Origin of the sequence: Pseudoclavibacter sp. 13-3 (assembly GCF_021168475.1) — a bacterium.
Taxonomy (GTDB): domain Bacteria; phylum Actinomycetota; class Actinomycetes; order Actinomycetales; family Microbacteriaceae; genus Pseudoclavibacter_A.
Window position 1 is genome coordinate 227,097 of sequence record NZ_JAJOZT010000004.1, and the last position, 19,065, is coordinate 246,161.

At 68.0% G+C, this 19,065-nt stretch carries 17 protein-coding genes; 10 read left to right on the forward strand and 7 right to left on the reverse strand.

All coding sequences use genetic code 11. The features are described from left to right. The first annotated feature begins 76 nt into the window (after nucleotides 1-76). Nucleotides 77-805, forward strand: coding sequence for an NUDIX hydrolase (locus LRX77_RS08560; RefSeq protein ID WP_231832474.1), 729 nt, complete (start codon nucleotides 77-79; stop codon nucleotides 803-805). Nucleotides 806-966: 161 nt separating this feature from the next. After that, nucleotides 967-2,013: a hypothetical protein gene (locus LRX77_RS08565; protein ID WP_231832475.1), complete on the forward strand. Its 1,047-nt coding sequence runs from the start codon at nucleotides 967-969 to the stop codon at nucleotides 2,011-2,013. Between the two features lie 7 nt (nucleotides 2,014-2,020). On the opposite strand, the gene LRX77_RS08570 is transcribed toward LRX77_RS08565, so the two are convergent. Beyond that, a complete protein-coding gene (locus LRX77_RS08570) occupies nucleotides 2,021-2,875 on the reverse strand; it encodes a carbon-nitrogen hydrolase family protein (protein ID WP_231832476.1) in 855 nt (284 codons plus the stop codon). A gap of 130 nt (nucleotides 2,876-3,005) precedes the next feature. Between LRX77_RS08570 and LRX77_RS08575 the strand changes: the two genes are divergently transcribed. The 3 genes from LRX77_RS08575 (at nucleotide 3,006) to LRX77_RS08585 (ending at nucleotide 7,144) form a co-directional block, all read left to right on the forward strand. Next, nucleotides 3,006-4,544 (forward strand): class I adenylate-forming enzyme family protein, encoded by a 1,539-nt coding sequence (locus LRX77_RS08575; protein ID WP_231832477.1) that lies wholly within the window; start codon nucleotides 3,006-3,008, stop codon nucleotides 4,542-4,544. Beyond that, on the forward strand, nucleotides 4,541-5,851 hold the full coding sequence (locus LRX77_RS08580) for a beta-ketoacyl-[acyl-carrier-protein] synthase family protein (RefSeq protein ID WP_231832478.1): 1,311 nt from the start codon (nucleotides 4,541-4,543) through the stop codon (nucleotides 5,849-5,851). The genes LRX77_RS08575 and LRX77_RS08580 overlap by 4 nt, the downstream gene beginning before the upstream one ends. Nucleotides 5,852-5,953: 102 nt before the next feature. After that, on the forward strand, nucleotides 5,954-7,144 hold the full coding sequence (locus LRX77_RS08585; protein ID WP_231832479.1) for an acyl-CoA dehydrogenase family protein: 1,191 nt from the start codon (nucleotides 5,954-5,956) through the stop codon (nucleotides 7,142-7,144). Between the two features lie 120 nt (nucleotides 7,145-7,264). Here LRX77_RS08585 and LRX77_RS08590 read toward each other — a convergent pair whose 3' ends face one another. Next, the gene (locus LRX77_RS08590) at nucleotides 7,265-7,468 is read right to left on the reverse strand and encodes a cold-shock protein (RefSeq protein WP_231832480.1); all 204 of its coding nucleotides are present in this window, start codon (nucleotides 7,466-7,468) and stop codon (nucleotides 7,265-7,267) included. A 372-nt stretch (nucleotides 7,469-7,840) separates the two neighbouring features. On the opposite strand from LRX77_RS08590, the gene LRX77_RS08595 reads away from it, so the two are divergent. After that, on the forward strand, nucleotides 7,841-9,169 hold the full coding sequence (locus tag LRX77_RS08595; protein ID WP_231832481.1) for a bifunctional glycosyltransferase family 2/GtrA family protein: 1,329 nt from the start codon (nucleotides 7,841-7,843) through the stop codon (nucleotides 9,167-9,169). Beyond that, a complete protein-coding gene (locus LRX77_RS08600; protein WP_231832482.1) occupies nucleotides 9,166-11,202 on the forward strand; it encodes an ArnT family glycosyltransferase in 2,037 nt (678 codons plus the stop codon). Before LRX77_RS08595 ends, LRX77_RS08600 begins: the two co-directional genes overlap by 4 nt. An 86-nt stretch (nucleotides 11,203-11,288) precedes the next feature. Here the strand turns inward: LRX77_RS08600 and LRX77_RS08605 are convergent, their stop codons facing one another. The 4 genes from LRX77_RS08605 to LRX77_RS08620 form a co-directional block, all read right to left on the reverse strand. After that, complete coding sequence (locus LRX77_RS08605; RefSeq protein ID WP_231832483.1) at nucleotides 11,289-12,497, reverse strand: hypothetical protein; 1,209 nt, start codon at nucleotides 12,495-12,497, stop codon at nucleotides 11,289-11,291. A gap of 144 nt (nucleotides 12,498-12,641) precedes the next feature. Then, nucleotides 12,642-13,208, reverse strand: coding sequence for a GNAT family N-acetyltransferase (locus tag LRX77_RS08610; protein ID WP_231832548.1), 567 nt, complete (start codon nucleotides 13,206-13,208; stop codon nucleotides 12,642-12,644). A 99-nt stretch (nucleotides 13,209-13,307) separates the two neighbouring features. After that, nucleotides 13,308-14,102 carry a formate/nitrite transporter family protein gene (locus LRX77_RS08615; RefSeq protein WP_231832484.1) on the reverse strand — a complete coding sequence of 265 codons (795 nt, stop codon included), beginning with the start codon at nucleotides 14,100-14,102 and terminating at the stop codon, nucleotides 13,308-13,310. 5 nt (nucleotides 14,103-14,107) lie between these two features. Beyond that, a complete protein-coding gene (locus LRX77_RS08620) occupies nucleotides 14,108-15,049 on the reverse strand; it encodes a VOC family protein (RefSeq protein WP_231832485.1) in 942 nt (313 codons plus the stop codon). Nucleotides 15,050-15,244: 195 nt separating this feature from the next. Here LRX77_RS08620 and LRX77_RS08625 point away from each other — a divergent pair, with 195 nt between their 5' ends. The 3 genes from LRX77_RS08625 to LRX77_RS08635 all read left to right on the forward strand — a co-directional run bounded on the left by LRX77_RS08625 (nucleotide 15,245) and on the right by LRX77_RS08635 (nucleotide 18,476). Further along, on the forward strand, nucleotides 15,245-15,457 hold the full coding sequence (locus tag LRX77_RS08625; protein ID WP_231832486.1) for a heavy-metal-associated domain-containing protein: 213 nt from the start codon (nucleotides 15,245-15,247) through the stop codon (nucleotides 15,455-15,457). 62 nt (nucleotides 15,458-15,519) lie between these two features. Next, the gene (locus LRX77_RS08630; RefSeq protein WP_331716151.1) at nucleotides 15,520-17,799 is read left to right on the forward strand and encodes a heavy metal translocating P-type ATPase; all 2,280 of its coding nucleotides are present in this window, start codon (nucleotides 15,520-15,522) and stop codon (nucleotides 17,797-17,799) included. 41 nt (nucleotides 17,800-17,840) lie between these two features. Beyond that, nucleotides 17,841-18,476: a DedA family protein gene (locus LRX77_RS08635; RefSeq protein WP_231832487.1), complete on the forward strand. Its 636-nt coding sequence runs from the start codon at nucleotides 17,841-17,843 to the stop codon at nucleotides 18,474-18,476. A gap of 2 nt (nucleotides 18,477-18,478) precedes the next feature. Here LRX77_RS08635 and LRX77_RS08640 read toward each other — a convergent pair whose 3' ends face one another. Further along, complete coding sequence (locus LRX77_RS08640; protein ID WP_231832488.1) at nucleotides 18,479-19,036, reverse strand: type 1 glutamine amidotransferase domain-containing protein; 558 nt, start codon at nucleotides 19,034-19,036, stop codon at nucleotides 18,479-18,481. Nucleotides 19,037-19,065 lie beyond the last annotated feature (29 nt).

Below are 19,065 nucleotides of genomic sequence, written 5' to 3' on the forward strand. Positions count from 1 at the left end.
CCCATCCTTGTCTCTGACGACGCGCTCACTTGGTGCGACACCGTCATGCTCGCCGCCGGCCTTTTAAAGTGTCATCATGACCACATTGGCGCAGCAGGCGCGACACCAGCTCGAGGCGCAGTTCGGGCCCGGCTATCGCATCCCCTTCGTCGCGCAGGGCACCGCTGCCTCGCCGGCCGACGCACGCCGCTCGGCCGTGCTCATTCTCTTCGGGCAGCTCGATGAAGTGCTCGCCACGGCCACTGCGACTGCCGCGGTCGACGCCGCGGGCCATACCGCAGACGCGCGCGCCGTGGTGCCCGAGCTCGACGTGCTGCTCACCCGTCGGTCGAGCACGATGCGCGCGCACGCGGGCCAGATCGCCTTTCCCGGCGGCGGCGCAGAGCCTGGCGATGCGTCACCAGCCGCGACCGCACTGCGCGAGGCTCACGAAGAGACCGGCCTCGACCCGACCGGCGTCGACGTGTTGGGCACGCTGCCAGACATCTACATCCCAGTCAGCAACAATCTGGTCACGCCGGTGATCGGCTGGTGGCGCCGCCCGAGCGAGATCGCGGCCGACAACACCGAGTCGACAGAGGTGTTCCGCGTGCCCGTCGCCGAGCTGATCGACCCGACGCATCGTGGCACGTCGGTGCTGCGGGTCGGCCACCAGACGTACCACGGCCCGGCGTTCCGGCTCGCGTCGCACTTCGGCGGGCATCTGGTCTGGGGCTTCACCGCGATGCTGCTCGCCGGCGTGTTCGACTCGCTCGGGTGGGCGGTTGCGTGGGATGCCGACCGCCGATTCGAGGTCGCCACCTGACCGTGCATGGTGGCCGTCGATCGACAGCTCCGGTGTCACGAAGCGGCAAGCATGGAGTCCGCTGACCGCAGCCGAGTATCGCTGCGCGCACCAGCCGACTAAACTCGGTGGTCGTGACTGTGTCGCACGCAGTGCCGAGCCGAGAACAGGAACCACAGAACATGGCCCAAGCCGCCAGGAGCAGAAGCCACGCACACGGCGGTTGGTGGGTCGCCAGCGTGCTGATCGTCGTCGCGCTCGTCTGCGGAGCAGGCTATCTCTGGTACCGAAGCGGCGGCAGCCTCGATCAGCTGAGCACAGGTGCAGGCAGCGATGAGGGCCGCTGTTCCGCGGCCACCGCTGCCCTCACCGAAGCGCAGCAGACGCTCGCCAGTGCGGGCACGAAGGCGAAAGCCGCGCTGAACGACGCCGACGCCGACGCCGAGGCCGCGAGTCGCCGCCCCGCCGAGACCGCCGACGAAGAGGGCCCCGCGTACGCCGCGACTCCCGACGGCACGGCACTCATCGCACAGCTGCGGCCGGCGGCGAGCAGTGCCATCGCAGCCCCGATTCCCTCCTGCAGCACGCGATCAGATGCCGAGGCGATCGACTCCCACGCCGACGAGCTGAAGGCGCAGGCCGACGCTCTCACGAAGAGCACGACGACGCTGCGGCAGGGTATGACCCAAGCGCAGCTGGATCACGCCGCAGCCGCCGCCCCCGCGGTGCTGAGCGCCGCCGACCAGGCGCTGGCCGACGCCCACGCCACCGACGAGTACGCGACCAGCGACGTGGGGCGCACGCTGATTCCCGACGTCGAGAGCCGCCGCGACGCTCTGCGCAGACTGACGCAGAACGACACCAAGAACGTCGACGCCGCTCTGTTCGACAAGACGGTGGATGCGGCACGCTCCGGCGCGACGGCCCTGACCGTCGACCTCGCCGAGTGGAAGCAGGCCCGCGCAGACGAGGCGACGGCGGTCTCGCAGAAGTCGCTGGCGCAGGCCGCCTTCGACACCTCGCACGAGGCCGAGCACTCCGACGAGGGGCAGGATGCCGAGCGCTCCTCCGACGCCCCGAGCACCGCTTCCGACTCGTCTGCGGGCGGCGAAGACATCTGGCTGCACGCCTTCTGCAAAGCGCAGAACGGCTACATCACCTATCGTGCGTCGAACGGCTGGAGCCGCATCACGGCCAACCAGGATTACCTGCAGCGTCAGTGCGACTGACCGCCGGTCAGCGCTGCTGAGGCTCGTCGGCGACAGTCACGGCGAACCGCCGGCCCTGCAGCGCCGGATTGGTGGCGCGCACCTGCGCGATGCGCTGCAGGCTGATCTCGGTGTGCACCAGGGCGTCTTCGGCACCGGTGGCCGAGAGCACCACCCCCATCGGGTCGACGATCAGCGACCGGCCGATGCCGTCGGGCACCGACTGCCCGGCGGCCAGCACATAGACGGTGTTCTCGATCGCGCGCGCCTGCACCAGCGTGCGCCAGTGCAGCTCTTTCAACGAGCCGCCGACCCACTGCGACGGCACTGCCACCAGCTCGGCGCCGGCGTCGACGATGCGTCGGGTGATCTCGGGAAAGCGCAGATCGTACCCGGCCTGCAGCCCGACGACGATGCCCTCGACCTCGAAGGTCTGCGGGTCGTCGAGGGGCCCCGGCCGCACATACCGCGACTCATGGTGCCCGAAGGTGTCGAAGAGGTGCACCTTGCGATAGATTCCCTCGATCTCACCCTTGGGCGATACCGCGACCACGGTGTTCCACAGCCGCTGGTCGTCGCGATCGTCGACCTCGCCGAAGCCGGCGACCACATGGATGCCGTGCACCGCCGCGATCTCGGCCAGCTGACAGACGAAGGGCCCGTCGAGCGGCTGGGCATGGGCGACGAAGTCTGCTCCGAGACGACCGTTGAAGTACGAGGCGTACTCAGGAAAGACGACGAGGGATGCTCGCCGCCGGGCCGCCTCGGCGACGCACTTCTCGATCATGCGCAGGTTCTCGGCCTCGTCGGGCCCCGGAGAGATCTGTGCGGCCACCACCGTCACGGTCTTGTTCAGCCAGAGGGAGTCTTCGGGAGTCGCCATGACGTCATCTTCTCACAGCGCAGACACCGAGACGGCGCACGACTCTCGGCCAGAGCCGCCCGGTGGGGTAAGGTGTGCCTCATCGAGGCAGAATGCCGCCCGTCTCAGCGCACCTTTCGAGGAGAAGACCGTGCCCATCACCCAGTCGATGCTGCAGGTCGCGGCCTCGCACCCCGATCGCCTCGCAATCGTCGGCGACCGTCTGCGCCTGACCTACCGCCAGCTCGTCGACGACGGCTCCCGCGTGCAGGCCGCCGTCGAACACCTGGTGGGCCCCGACCGCGCGGCGGCGACGACGACAAGCATCCCCGAGGCGCAGGGGCGCCCCATCGTGGGCATCTGTCTGACCGACGCCGCACAGACCGGGCGTCTCATCGCCGGGCTCGCCGGATTCGGTGCGATCTCAGCGACCATCGACCCGCGCTGGCCGGTCGACCATCAGCTGCACGTCATCCGCTGCACGCAGATGGCCGTCGTCATCACCGACTCGACCATGCTGCGACAGCGGCTGCACAGCTGGCCCGGCACCGTGATCACATCGGCGGCCTTCGACGATCTCACCCGCCGGCTGCCCCCGGCGAGCGCACCCACGGTGCGAGACGGCGACGAGCCCTTTCTGCTGCTGTTCTCGTCTGGCACGACCAGCGCGCCGAAGGGCTTCATCCGCACCCGCCGCGAGTACCGATACAACATCGCTGTCTCGAGCCGCTACCTCGAAGCGCTCGACGGCGAGCGCACCCTCGCACCAGGCCCCATCTCGTACAGCCTGACGCTCTACGCCCTGCTCGAAGTGCTCGCATCGGGCGGCACCTGCTCGCTGAGCGACTCGTTCTCGCCGATTCCGCTGGTCTCGCGCATGCGCGACGAGGGCATCGAACGCATCGTGGCCGTGCCGGCGGCGGTGCAGGGCATTGCGCAGGCCGCCCGGCACGAGCCTGCGGCGGCCGAGCTCCTGCGCCTGCTGGTCACCGGCGGCGCGAATCTCTCGGCGAGCGTGCGCGAGAGCGTGCAGCAGGCCTTTCCCGGCGTGCCCCTGATCAGCTACTACGGAGCCGCCGAGATCGGGTTCATCGGCGACAGCCGCGACGGCGACGGCACCCGCATCCATCCCTATGACGGCGTCGAGATCAGCATTCGAGACGGGCAGGGCCGCCCGGTGCCCGCCGGTCAGATCGGCGAGCTGCACATTCGAGTGCCGTCGACGGCGGCCGGCTACGTCACGGCGCTCACCGGCGAGCGCCTCGTCGACGAGAGCGGGTGGGCGACGGTGCACGACCAGGGCCGTCTGGCGGATGACGCACTCGAGCTGGTCGGTCGCGCGGGCGACATCGTGGTCACCGGCGGTCACAAGGTGAGTCTTCCCGAGGTGGAACGCGCCTTGGCCGAGATTCCCGGCTGCGAGCACAGCTGCGCTGTGGCGGTGCCCGATCGCAGCCTCGGGTCGATCGTGGTGGCCGTCATCGAGCACGATGAGAGCGCCCGCAGTGCAGCCGAGCTGCCGCCCAAGGCCGAACTGCTCGCAGAGCTGCGCCAACGCCTGGCTCCGCAGTTCGTGCCCAGAAGGTTCTGCGTCGTCACCCGGCTGCCGCGCACCGTCGGCGGCAAGATCCGGCGTACCAAGGCGACCGAGCTGATCAAAGCCGACGGCCCTGAGGTCACCCGGCTGTGAGTGCGAGTCAGAGCGGCCCAGCTCAGCGAGGCATCCGCCGCCCGGTCTTCGTCAGCGGGATCGGCGCTGTGACCCCCTGCGGGCTCGATGCCGAGAGCACCTGGCAGGCGGTGCTCGCTGGGCGCAGCGGCGTCGGGCTGCTGCACGGCCCGGACGGCTGCGGCGGGTCGTACGACAACCTGCCCGTGCGCATCGGCGGGCAGGTGCGCGGCTTCGACGCGCGGTCGGTGCTGCCGCCGCACGAGTCGCGCCGTCTCAGCCGCGTGCTGTGGTGGGCGATCGGCGCGGCAGACGAAGCCCTCGCCCACGCCGGGTCGGCAGGTCGGCTGCCGAGTGCGTCACGGGCCGAGATCATCATCGGCACCGGGTCAGGCCCGATCGAGACGATGCAGCAGCAGACTCGGGCACTCGACGCCCGCGGGCCGCGTGGGGTCACTCCCTACGTCGCCATGCACGGCGCGCCCGACGCCGCCGGCGCCCTGCTCAGCATGCGCTACGACCTGCACGGCCCGACCCTCGGTCTCTCTGCCACCTGCGCCAGCGGGGCGGTCGCCCTCGGCGAGGCCATGCGTCGTATTCGCCACGGCTACGCCGACGCCGTGCTCGTCGTCGGTATGGAAGACTGCCTCAATGCGGTGAACCTCTCGGCCAACGCACGTATGCGCGCACTGGCCGCCGGGTACGAGACCGACCCGGCATCCGCCTGCCGCCCGTTCGACCGCGCCCGCGGCGGATTCGTCATGTCCCAGGGCGCAGCGGCCATCCTGGTCGAATCCGGCGAGAGCCTGCGTGCACGCGGCGGTCGCCCGCTCGCCGAGCTGGCCGGCTATGGGGCGTCGAGCGATGCCTGGCACGCGACCGCGCCCGACCCTGAGGCGCGCGGTGCTGCGCAGGCGATCGACGCCTGTCTGCAGGATGCCGGCGTCACGCCCAGAGAGATCGGTCACGTCAACGCGCACGGCACCGGCACTCCGCTCAACGACAGCATGGAGGTGCAGGCGCTCGACCGTGCGCTCGGCCAGGCGGCACGGCAGGTGCCGATCACCTCGACGAAGTCGTCGACCGGTCATCTGCTCGGCGCGTCGGGCGTGCTCGAGGCGGTGTTCGCCGTGCAGACCCTGCGCGACGCTCTGGTGCCGCCGACGATCAATCTCGCTGAGAGCGCGTTCCCCGACCACGACGTGGTCACCGGGCGGGCGAGGCCCGTCGAGGTGAGCGCCGTGCTGTCGAACTCCTTCGGCTTCGGCGGCCACAATGCCTCGCTGCTGCTGCGCCGTGCACTCCACGCGACCGAAGAGACCTCATGAGCTCGCATGCGCACACGAAACGCTCCCAGACGGCCGCCCGACGACATCTTCCCACACGACCGAGCAGCCAGCCGGCCGCCCGAACGACGCGAAAGGCAATCGATGACTGACACCGCACACCGCGACCGAGAGGCGCGCTTCGCCGAGATCTCGCAGCAGCTGCTGCCAGACGATCTCTGGCAGCGCATCCACGATCGGGCAGCCGACTACGATCAGCGCAACGTCTTCTTCGACGAAGACCTCGCCGAGCTGCGCGAGCACGGTTATCTCAAGGCCTTCGTGCCCACCGGGCTGGGCGGCGCCGGCCTCGGCATGCACGAGGTGTCACTGCTGCAGCAGCGCCTCGCGCAGGCCGCGCCGGCGACGGCCCTCGGCATCAACATGCACCTGGTCTGGACGGGTGTGGCGCACGCGATGGCCGCTCGCGGCGACCACTCGCACGACTTCGTGCTCGAAGAGACGGCTGCCGGCGAGATCTTCGCCTTCGGCATCAGCGAGGCGGGAAACGACCTTGTGCTCTTCGGATCGACCACCGAGGCCGAGCCTCAGGGCGACGGCGGCTATCGCTTCACCGGCATGAAGGTGTTCACCTCGCTGGGCCCGGTCTGGACCCGTCTGGGCGTGCACGGGCTCGACAAGACCGATCCCGATGACCCGCGAGTGGTCTACGGGTTCGTCAATCGCGAAGACGGCGGCGCCGAGCCTGTCGGCGGGTGGAACCCGTTGGGCATGCGCGCCACTCAGAGCCGCTCGACACGACTCGATCACGCGCCGGTGCACGCCGACCGCATGACGCGCGAGATTCCGGTCGGCCCCTCCCCCGATCTGCTCACCTTCGCCATCAACGCGAACTTCCAGCTGCTGATCGCCTCGGTCTACACCGGCCTTGCGGCACGGGCGCTCGATCTCGCCGTCGAGGGACTGCGCGGGCGCTGGTCGGCCAAGGCGTCGGAGTCACTCGCCGAGGTGCCCGAGTTCCGGGCGCGCATCGCCGACATGGCGCTGGAATACGAAGCGGTGCCACCGCAGCTGGCGACGTACACGAGAGAGTTCGACGCGCTCGTCGATCACGGCGCCGGCTGGGCCCGACGCTTCGTGGGCGGCAAGCTGCGCGCCGTCGAGATGGCGAAGAACGTCGTGCAGGATGCGATTCGTCTGGCCGGCTCGCGTGCCTACGACGCGAGCAGCGAACTCAGCCGTCTGCAGCGCGACGTGCTCGCGGGGATGTTCCATCCCGCCGGCTGGGACGCCGCACGGCCCGTCTTCGCGACGCAGTACCTCGACGAGCATTAAGCGCCGCAGACAGAGAAAGAGGGCGTTCACACTGAACTGGTCAGTGCGAACGCCCTCTCAGTGTGTGCCGTGCGCGATCAGTGCGATCGATCACGACTCACGAAGTCGACTGCGCCTGTCTCAGGCGTTGCGGATGTTCTCGGCCTGCAGACCCTTGGGGCCCTGCGTCACCTCGAACTCGACGTGCTGGTTCTCTTCGAGGTTGCGGTAACCGTCGCCCGAGATCGCGCTGTAGTGAGCGAACACGTCGGCGCTGCCGTCATCGGGAGCGATGAAGCCGAAGCCCTTTTCCGAGTTGAACCATTTGACTGTGCCGGTTGTCATGCGTACTGCTTTCTTTCGTTGTTCGACAGCACTCCTGCACTGTCGATTTTTCGCGGCCCGGTGGGCGCGAAGCTCTTCTGTCTGCGTATGACCACCGTTGTCATACGACTTCTGCGCGTCTCTTCGTGCGAATCACGTCGCACGGCACATTCGCACATGCCACCGAGAGCGCTGATCGTGCAGATGCACGCTCTCAACGGCTTTTCACCGCCCGCGGTAACCCTCAGCCTACACACCTCGTCTGCGACACGCGACTCCTACGGCGCGGCGCGTCTCGGCGGAGTCCAACCGACAAGCCCGTCACAGCTTCCTGCTCGGAACTGCACATGCAATCGCCTCTTGCCTCACAAGCGCCGACGCGAGCATATTCACATGACCATCGACCAGAGCCGACCGGCAATCACCCCAGGCCAGGTGCGCACACCTGATCCGACGCAGACGCCGCACAGCGTGCTGAACATCGTGATTCCCGTGTACAACGAAGAGTCCTCGCTGATGCGGGCGGTGACGACCACTCGAGCATTTCTCGACCAGGGGTTCCCGTTCAGCACCACGATAACCATCGTCGACAACGCGTCGACCGACGGAACGTGGCAGGTCGCCGAGGCGCTGGCCGACAGCGTTCCTGCCGTGCGTGCCGTGCACCTCGACCAGAAGGGACGAGGACTCGCCCTGGCCACAGCCTGGTCTGCAGCCGACTCCCAGGTGCTCGCCTACATGGATGTCGATCTCTCGACAGATCTGCGCGCGCTCGCACCTCTGGTGGCGCCTCTGGTCTCAGGGCACAGCGATCTGGCGATCGGGACACGGCTGTCTCGCACCTCGCGTGTGAAGCGAGGCATCAAGCGGGAGTTCATCTCCCGCTCGTACAATCTGCTGCTGCACGGCACGCTCGGCGTTCGCTTCTCTGACGCGCAGTGCGGGTTCAAAGCGATCTCGGCACAGGCGGCTCGGGCCCTGCTGCCCTACGTGCACGACTCGCAGTGGTTCTTCGACACCGAGCTGCTGGTCATCGCTGAGAAGGCAGGCCTGCGCATTCACGAGGTACCGGTCGACTGGGTCGACGATCCAGACAGTCGGGTCGACATTCCGACCACCGTCAGGCAAGACCTGGGAGGCATCGTGCGACTCGGCTCCGAGCTCGTGCGCGGCCGGATCCCGCTCGAGACGATCCGCCAGACGGTTCGCCCCGGAGACCCGAGAGCGCCTGTGCCGACCGACGCTCGCACAGCAGACCCGCACAGTGCCTCGCTGCTCAGGCAGCTCGTGCGGTTCGGTCTGATCGGTATCGCAAGCACGGCTCTCTACACCGTGCTGCTGCTGATGCTGCAGACGTTGATGAGTGCCCAGGCAGCAAATCTGCTGGCACTGCTGCTGAGCACGATCGTCAACACCCAGGCCAATCGCAGACTGACCTTCGGCGTGCGCAGCCGTGCGGGTGCCCTGCGCCATCAGGGTCAAGGACTCGTCGTCTTCGCCCTGTGCTGGCTGCTCACCTCGGTGGCGCTCTCGCTGACTCAGGGGTTCTCTCCCCTGGTGCAGATCATCGCTGCAACCGTCGCGAACCTTGTCGCCACGCTGCTGAAGTTCCTGCTCTTCCGACGCTGGGTCTTCCGCCCGCGCCCCGCCGTCTCGGCGACGGCAGCCGATTCGAACGACCGATCCGCACACCTTACGATCATCTCCGGAGGAGACAAATGACGACCACAGCATCCACCCCCGAGGCCGCAGCCGTCGGCGAGACCCGGGCGCACGAGAGCCGGCAGCGCCCACGGTGGGAGCTTCCGGCGCTCGTGGCCCTGCTGGCGGTGACCGCCTTCACCTACATCTGGAATCTCGGCGCATCAGGTTGGGCGAACTCCTTTTACAGCGCCGCCGTTCAGGCCGGCGCCGAGAACTGGACGGCTTTCCTCTTCGGCTCGTCAGACGCCGGCAACTCGATCACTGTCGACAAGCCACCGGCGTTCCTCTGGCTCATGGCGCTCTCTGTGCGGGTCTTCGGGCTGAACACGTGGGCGATGCTGATACCGCAGGCGCTGCTGGGCGTCGCGACGACAGCGGTGCTCTATGCCGCAGTGCGTCGGGTCTCGACTCCCGTGGCGGCTCTGCTGGCAGGCGTCGCATTCGCCTCGACGCCCATCGTGGCGCTGATGTTCCGTTATAACAATCCCGATGCGATGCTGGTCTTTCTGCTCACGCTCACGGCATACTTCGTCGTCCGTGCCGTTCAAGACGGCAGAACGCGATGGATGCTGTGGGCAGGCGTCGCCATCGGGTTCGCCTTTCTGACGAAGCAGCTGCAGGCCTTCGTCGTGCTGCCGGGATTCGCCGCCGCATATCTGCTGGCGGCACCCGTGCCCGTGCGACGCCGTCTGCGAGACGGACTGCTGGCCGTCGGAGCGATCATCGCGAGCGCCGGCTGGTGGGTGGCTCTGGTCGAACTCGTGCCCGAATCGTGGCGCCCTTATGTCGGCGGGTCGCAGAACGACTCGTTTCTCGAGCTCACCTTCGGCTACAACGGACTCGGCCGCATCACGGGCGACGAGACCGGATCGGTCACGCCCGGCGGAGGCAGCGGTCAGGGAGGCATGTGGGGCTCGACCAGCATCACGCGTCTGCTCGACGGCGAGATCGGGGGTCAGGCGTCCTGGCTCATTCCTGCCGCGGTCATCCTGACGATCGCCCTGCTCGTGCTCACGTGGCGTCGTCCACGAACCGATGCGCTGCGGGCTTCGGTGATCGTGTGGGGCAGCTGGACGGCGGTCACCTTTCTGGTGTTCAGCTTCATGTCCGGGATCTTCCACGCGTACTACACGGTCGCGTTGGCACCGGGCATCGCAGGCGTCATCGGGCTCGGCGCCGCTGAGCTGTGGCGGATGCGTGGCGAGAGCGCACGACGGGGGCGCATCCTGACGACCATGTTGGCGGGGACTGTCTTGGTGACGGTGGTCTGGGCGTTCGCACTGCTCGGGCGCAGTGAAAGCCTGCTGCGCTGGCCGGTTCTCATGCTCGGAGCGGCCGCGGCGATCGGGCTGGCGGCCAGTGCCTGGGTGCCCGATTCCCGGATGCTCGCCGTGCGCAGCGCAGTCGCCGCGACAGTCGTCTGCCTCGCCGGGCCGACCAGCTACACGATCTACACGGTGCAGCAGGGATACTCCGGCTCGATCATCACTGCCGGCCCTGCCGTGCAGTCTGGCGGCACGCAAGGCCCGGGCGGCATGGGCGGCGGCCGAAGCATGCCTCCCTCTGGCGCCGGCGCAGCTGACGGCTCCGGTTCGGCACCGAACGCTCCGAGCACCGCGCAAGACGGCTCGGGCACCCAGTCGCCGAGTGCGGGTTCGTCAGGAGGACGCGCTGAAGGTCGCATGGGGGGCGGGCTTCTCGGCGGCACGACGGTCTCGGATGAGATCGTGGGGATGCTGCAGGGCGATTCCGCTGGGTTCCGGTGGGCTGCCGCCACGACAGGGTCGCAGAATGCGGCCTCCTATCAGCTCGCCGCCGACGCCCCGGTCATGCCGATCGGCGGGTTCAACGGCAGCGACCCGTTTCCGACGCTGCAGCTGTTCCAGCAGTACGTCGACGACGGCGAGATCCACTTCTACATCGCCGGGGGTTCCATGGGGGCGGCCAACGGCGGGTCATCGGCGTCTGGTGAGATCGAGTCGTGGGTGCAGCAGAACTTCACCGCCCAGACCGTCGACGGAGTGACCGTCTACGATCTCACACAGCGTTGAAACGGAAGATCGCCCGCCGTACGACTGCTTGCCGAGCAGTCGTACGGCGGGCGATCTTCGTCAGCTGTGTTCAGAGTCAGCTGTGTTCAGGCGAGAGAGGTCGTCAGACGGTCAGGAGCTGCCGGGCGGTCAGGCAGACGCCGTCGGGACGCTTCTTTCGAGCGACCTTCGACACCATCGCAGACACGCATCCGCCCGGTCGCCCCGAGCGCCCGCTGCACCAGTCGCACGCAGTTCTCGAACGCTTCGTCGTTGCGATCGGCGATCTCTCCGGCGTAGTGTCGCGCGGCGATCTTCATGTTCAGCGCCTGACGACGCGTCGCCCAGCTCTTCTCGACGCGGCCGACCGGCAGAGCTCGAAGATAATGCGCGCCGACGAGGCCCGGCCATGAGACTGCCCGGCGGTCTGACCGTCGGGCGTCGGTACGCATCACTCGCGAGTTCTCCAGGTGCAGCACGCCGTCGAGCATGACGACGCGGCGGGCGTCGTAATGGTCTGCCTGACGCCACGATCGGCTCGACTTGACCTGGACGCCGATCACTTCGTGCGCTGCGGTGTCGATCACGATCATGTCGGCGTTCGCTCCGCCGGCGAATCGTTCGAACTGCGGCGGGGCGGGAAGCACCACTGTCTGAGGTGTCCGGCACGACACTTCGAGCAGGGCGATCATCGCGTCGATCTCTGTGAGCATTCCCGTGTGCCACCTGCGCAGCTGTCTCGTCTCAGCGTCGTCTTGGGCCATGCTGCCCAGGGCCTGTTCGCGCACTGCAGAGAACAGCAGGACGTCACTGGAGAGTTCGAACCGCGCCCGCGCCACCGTGCGGCGGATGCTTCGTGGCGTGCACTCGTCGAAGAGCAGTGCGCTCCACATCGGCAGACATCTGGCGTTCAGCCGGTGAAAGCTGAATTCGGTCAGCGCGTGGAGCACCTTAGCCGATTCGATCTGCTGAGATGCGGTCACTCCTTCAGCCGGCCCGCCAGAGCAATCGACCTCAGAGGCCGCCTGCTCGTTTGCGATCTCGACTGACAGCGCGACGAGTCGATCTCCGGCTGCGGCGAACCAGCGCAGGTAGGTCTGCGCCTCGGTATCGAGCTGACGCTTCGAGATGCCGATGGCTCTGCCGCTGAGACAGTCGTGCAGAAGACCGCCCCAGCGCTCGGCGTGGGCCCTCCCCTGACCCATGATGGAGTCGAGTTCGCGCTGCGTCTTCGCTGGGAGGCTTGCCCCAGCTGTCGCAGTGTGCGTCGGTGGGACTTCGCGGTGATACGCCTGCACGAATTCGCTGAACTGCATGACTCCTCCTGCCGGGAGCCGCAGCATGCGGTCCCCGACTACAGGGTGCCGCCTGATGCTGTGCCGTGTCTGAGCAGCAGCCGTGCGTCTGCAATCACCGAAGGGGGTCAGCGCCGGTTCGGTGCCAGCCGGGTCAGAGGGGTCTCAGAGGTGCTTCGGCAGCATGGCGGGGCGGGCCATGCCGGCCTCGGCGGGATGATCGTCGTCGAGGTCGAGTTCGAGCCAGGTGACGTCGTGCCACTCGTCGAACTTCCAGCCGACCCGTTCGAAGCGGCCGACCTCACGAAACCCCATGCGCTTGTGCATGCGGATGCTGGCCTCGTTCTCGCTGACCACGTTCGCGATGACGCGTCGGTAGCCGCGCTCGGCCAGACGATCCATCATGGCGTCGTACATCGCACGACCCACGCCTCCACGGCGTTCGTCGACCGACACGTACACGCTGGTTTCGCAGGTCCAGTCATAGGCGGGTCTGTCGCTGAACTCGTGCGCATATGCGTACCCGACGACCTGGCCGCCGCGTTCGGCGACCACCCATGCGTAGTGCTCGAGGGCTCCCTGCATGCGCTCGGCGACCATCTCGGTCGTCGGAGCGATCGTCTCGAAGGTGAACGACGTGTGTTCGACGTACGGACGGTACACTTCGGCGCACGCCTGAGCGTCGTCAATCGTCGCCAGGCGGATGTTCAGATCGGTCACAGTCTCTGTCATCGTCACCGCGTTAGCCTAACGTTCGAAAGCGAACATGCAAACCCCTGTTTCCTGCGTGTCGCCGACGTCGTGGCACGCCCCTGGCATGGGGTGACGGGATCAGACGACGCGCCGATGTGCCCACCACAGTGGAAGGACGGTGAGCAGCAGCGCGCCGGCCAGGTTTCCGGCCAGTGCGGGCACCTGATTCCACGCCCACCACTGCGCTGCGGTGACGTCGGCGCCGAGTACGATGCCGGCCGGGATCACGAACAGGTTCACCACCGCATGTTCCAGTCCCAGGGCATAGAACATCGTCACCGGCAGCCACATCGCCAGCACTCGCCCGGCAGTGTCGTCAGCCGCGTAGTTGAGCATCGCGCCGATCGTCACCAGCCAGTTGCAGAGCATCGCCTTGACGAAGACCACGGCGAGGCCCAAGGCACCGAGTGCGGCGTAGCCGGTCGTCTTGGTCTCTGCCGTGCTCACGATCATCGCGATGACTCCGGCTGTCGCGCCGTGGCCCTCAGAAGTCCGGCCGAAATCGGTGGCGCCGGCTGCGAAGAGGCCGATGAATGCACCGACACCGGCGAAGTGCCCGAGCAGCACCCACGTCGCGTTGCGCGCGAAGTCACGGCCGCGAGCGCGGTGCGCGAGCATGGCCAGCGGCACGACGGCGAAGTTGCCGGTGACGAGTTCGAGGCCGAGCAGCATGATCACCACGAAGCCGATCGGAAACACGACAGCGCCGATCAGCGGCAGCCCGGTCTGGGTCGTGGCCCCGTATGAGAGCACCGTCGCACACGAGAGCAGTGCTCCGGCGAGTGCGCCACGAGCGAAGAGCGACGCGGCCGGAGCCACGGCCCGCTGCGCTCCGGAGTCGATCACTCGGTCGAGCATGACCCGGGCGCTCACGGCGCTCACGGTGCCAGCAGCTCGTCGATGACGATCTTCTTCATGCCCAGAAGCCGCGCGTAGGCCCCTGGCCGCAGCATCAGCTCGGCGATGTCAGCCGGCACGATCTGCCAGCTCACACCGAATCGGTCGCGGCACCAGCCGCAGGCCTCGGCCTCAGGTGACGACGACAGGAGCTCCCAGAGACGGTCGATCTCGGCCTGATCGGCACAGTCGACCTGCAGAGACACACCCTCGGTGAAGGGGAAACCAGCGCTGCCGGTGTCGTCTGCGGCCGTGAGCCACTGCCCGCAGATCTGAAAGTCCGCGAACTCCAGCAGTCCGTCGGCAGTGGCGTCAGCCGTCGGTTCCGTGCTGGTGCTGCGGTATGGAATGACGGTGCCGAGCCCGGCCATCTCGGCGCGCGGCCTGAACACGTCGACGTAGTACTCGATCGCCTGCAGAGCATGCCCCCGCTGCGGGCCGGCGAACCGGAGCGACGGCAGCACGAACGGCCGCGACGCACCGCGGGGGTCGGTGAGGATCAGCTGCCAGCAGACGCCGTATCGATCCTGCAGCCACCCGAAGCACCTGCTGAACGGCGTGGCTCCCAACGGCACCAACGGGGTGCCGTCACGGCTGAGAGCCGCCCAGACGCCGCGCAGGCGATCGTGCGCCTGAGGGTCGACGCCGGGGTCGAAGTTCAACATGAGCGAGATCGACGGGTTCGGGCGAAACTCCGCACCGGCGTTGACGGCGACGAGCCGCTGCCCCGCGACGGTGAACTCGATCGTGAGCTCCTGACCGGCCATGGCTTCCTGAAAAGGAGGCAGTCCCTCGAGCGGATAGTGCGACACGTCGGTGACGCGGCAGTCGGGCAGCGCATCGACGTAGAAGTCGACGGCTTCTCGAGCATCGCCGTCGAACCAGAGGTTCGGCACGATGCAGGTCTTCTCGTCTGTCTGCATCGGAGGCCTCCTTCGATCGCCGTCGACCGCTGCCCTTATCATCGTGGGGCACATGATCGACCGCGCGCCACCCGAACACCGCGGAATATTCGATTCCTCCGCTGCGCTGACGCCGAGCCAGGAGTATAGTGGGCAAAAATACCCCCTCCGGGTATTCGGGCCGACGACGCAGCTCGTCGCAGAGAGGAAGACGCCATGAGCACGATCACCGATTTCGCCGTCACCGGAATGTCCTGCGGACACTGCGAGCACGCCGTGCGCGAAGAAGTCGAGAAGATCCCCGGCGTGCAGAGCCTCGAGGTCAGTGCTCAGACCGGGCGCCTGCACATCACCAGTGATCAGCCGCTCGACGACGCAGCCGTTCTGGCCGCCGTCGACGAGGCTGGGTACTCGGCGACTCGCGCCTGAGTCCGGCGCAGACTCGGCGCTCGACAGACAGCACACATCGTCTTCAGAGGGAGTCAGACACCGTGAGCGGCGAGACCACCACCCCGGCACCGACCGGACGCGACAGCATCGAACTCGCGATCGGGGGCATGACCTGTGCGTCGTGTGCCGCACGTATCGAGAAGAGGCTGAACCGGCTCGACGGAGTGGACGCGACCGTGAACTTCGCCACCGAGAAGGCACGCGTCCATGCACCTGAGGGCTACGACCCGGCGCAGCTGATCGACGTGGTCGAGCAGACGGGCTACACGGCCGCACTGCCCGCTCCCCCAGAGCCGACCACCGCATCCGCCGCCGGCGCCGACTCACACGACGACGCCGAGCTGCTGGCCCTGCGCAACCGGCTGATCGGCTCGGTGGTGCTCTCAGTGCCGGTCATCGCGATGGCGATGATCCCCGCACTGCAGTTCACGAACTGGCAGTGGCTGTCGCTGACGTTGGCGGCACCGGTCGTCGTCTGGGCAGCGTGGCCGTTTCACCGTGCCGCGTGGATCAACCTGCGCCACGGGGCGGCCACGATGGACACCCTGATCTCGCTCGGCACCCTCTCTGCCCTGATCTGGTCGCTGTATGCGCTCTTCTTCGGCATGGCCGGCCTGCCCGGCATGCACCACACCTTCGAGCTCACCATCGCTCCGAGCGAGGGGTCGGACAACATCTACCTCGAGGTCGCCGCCGGGGTGACCATGTTCGTCCTGGCCGGCCGCTTCTTCGAGATGCGCTCGAAACGACAGGCCAGTGCGGCGCTGCGGGCGCTGCTCGAACTCGGGGCCAAAGACGTCGCCGTGCTGCGCGACGGCCGCGAGCAGCGCATTCCGGTGGCCGAGCTCGCGGTGGGCGACGAGTTCGTCGTGCGCCCGGGCGAGAAGATCGCGACTGACGGCCGGGTGGTCTCGGGCTCGTCGGCGGTGGATGCATCGATGCTGACCGGCGAATCTGTGCCCGTCGAGGTGAACGAGGGAGATGCCGTCGTCGGCGCGACGGTGAATGCCGGCGGCCGCCTGGTGGTTCGGGCCACCCGCGTCGGCGCAGACACCCAGCTGGCGCATATGGCGCAGATGGTCGAAGACGCGCAGTCGGGCAAAGCCCCGGTGCAGCGCCTCGCCGATCGGGTGTCGGCAGTCTTCGTGCCCATCGTCATCGGCATCGCCGTGGTGACGCTGGCCGTGTGGCTGCTGCTGGGGCACCCTGCTGCCTCCGCATTCACCGCCGCCGTCTCGGTGCTCATCATCGCCTGCCCGTGCGCGCTGGGCCTGGCCACTCCGACGGCACTGCTCGTGGGCACCGGACGCGGCGCCCAGCTCGGCATACTCATCAAGGGCCCCGAGGTACTCGAGTCGACGCGTCGGGTCGACACCGTCGTGCTCGACAAGACCGGCACCGTGACCACCGGACGCATGACCCTGCACAGCATCGTCGTCGAGCCGGGCGTCGACGAGCACGAGCTGCTGCGACTCGCCGGCGCCCTCGAGAGCGCCTCTGAGCATCCGATCGCCCGCGCCATTGCACAGGCCGCTGCCACGGCCACTGCTGAGCCGCTGCCGGCGGTCTCAGACTTCGCCAGCACGGTCGGCCTGGGCGTTCAGGGCGTGGTCGACGGGCACGCCGTCGTCGCCGGACGCGAAGCGCTGCTGCAGCAGCAGTCGATGCGTCTCTCTGACAGGCTCGTGGCGGCCAAACAGCAGGCTGAGCGCAGCGGTGCGACCGTCATCGCCGTGGCATGGGACGGCTCGGCACGCGGCATCGTCGTCGTGGCAGACGCGGTCAGGCCCACCAGCCGCGAGGCGGTCGCCCGGCTCACCGATCTCGGGCTCACCACGGTGCTGCTCACCGGTGACAATGAGCGGGCCGCCGAGCAGATCGGCGCCGACGTGGGCATCGACCGGGTGATCGCCGAAGTGCTGCCGCAGCAGAAGGTCGCCGAAGTGAAGCGGCTGCAGCAATCCGGGCATGTCGTGGCGATGGTCGGCGACGGCGTCAACGACGCACCCGCTCTGGCCACCGCCGATTTGGGCCTGGCCATGGGCACCGGCACCGATGCGGCCATCGAGGCCGCTGACATCACTCTGGTACGCGGCGATCTGCGCAGCGCCGCCGATGCGATCCGTCTGGCCCGGCGCACGCTCGGCACGATCAAGGCGAACCTCTTCTGGGCATTCGCCTACAACGTGGCGGCGATCCCGCTCGCCGCGCTGGGCCTGCTCAACCCGATGCTGGCGGGTGCGGCGATGGCGTTCAGCAGCGTCTTCGTCGTGGGCAACAGCCTGCGCCTGCGCGGCTTCCGCAGTCGAGCACAGGGCTGATTCTCAATCAGACGTCATGGCAGCCGGGTACGCTGAGGGCAATGGGATCAGCAGCGTCTGAGTGGGTGTTGTCACTCGCGAACTCACCGTGGGTGTTCGTCGCGCTGGCCCTCGTGCTGGCGTTCAGCGGCACGCTCACCTTTCTGCCCACGCAGTCGCTCGTGATCGCCTTGGCGACGATCGCCTACGCCCGCCCCGACCCCGCGCTCGTGACCGTCCTGCTGCTGATCAGCACCACCGTCGGCATGGTCACCGGCGACCTCGGGGCGTTCGGACTGGCACGGTGGATGAATCTCGGCCGCTGGCGATGGCTCAACGGCGGCAGGGTGCAGCGCACGAGACGCTGGATGCGGCGGCGGCTGCGCGAGCAGCCGCACAGCACGATGATCAGCGCTCGACTGGTGCCCATGGGACGCCTGGCCACGACCCTCGCCTGCGCCGATCTGAGGATGCCGACCGCCCTGTTCGCCCGGCTCTCGGCAGTCGGGTCGCTGGTCTGGGCGATCTACAGCACCGTCATCGGCGCCATCGCCGGCATCTGGGTCGAGAAGCACCCCGTGCTGGTGCTCTGCGTCGCCGTGGTGGTCGCCATGCTCATCGGCATGATCGCCTCACGCGTCCAGACTCGGCTGATGTCTCGTGAACCCCATGAAGATCAGCCGGAGGGGCTTTCCTGAGCTCAGCTCTGCAGTGTCTCGACGATGGCTGCGACGAAGGCGTCGAGGTCGTGCGGCGACCGCGAGGTGATCAGCCGCCAGCCGTCGGTGTCGTCGACGACCGCCTCGGCGTCGGTCCACTCGGCTCCGGCGTTGACCAGATCGGTCTTGATGCTGCCATACGAGGTGAGCTTCTTGCCCTCGGCCACACCGGCGTCGATCAGCGCCCACGGCGCGTGGCAGATCGCGGCGATCGGTCGCCCGGCGATGGCGAAGCGGCGCACGATGCGCTGCGCGTCGTCGTCGATGCGCAGCTGGTCGGCGTTGATGGTGCCGCCCGGCAGCACCAGCAGATCGAACTGCGCGGGGTCGATGTCGGCGAAGGCGGCGTCGGGCGTCAGCGTCTCGCCGATCGTTCGGTCGTGCACCAGGGTGAGGATGGCCTCATGCCTCGGCGCGGCGACGGTCACGCGAGCGCCCGCTGCGCGCAGATCGTTCACCGGTCGCGAGATCTCGGCGGTCTCGACTCCGTAGTTGGTCGCGATGACGAGCACACGCTTCGCTGAGAGCAGTGTGGGCATGGGGGACTCCTTCGGTATCTGTGTCGTCG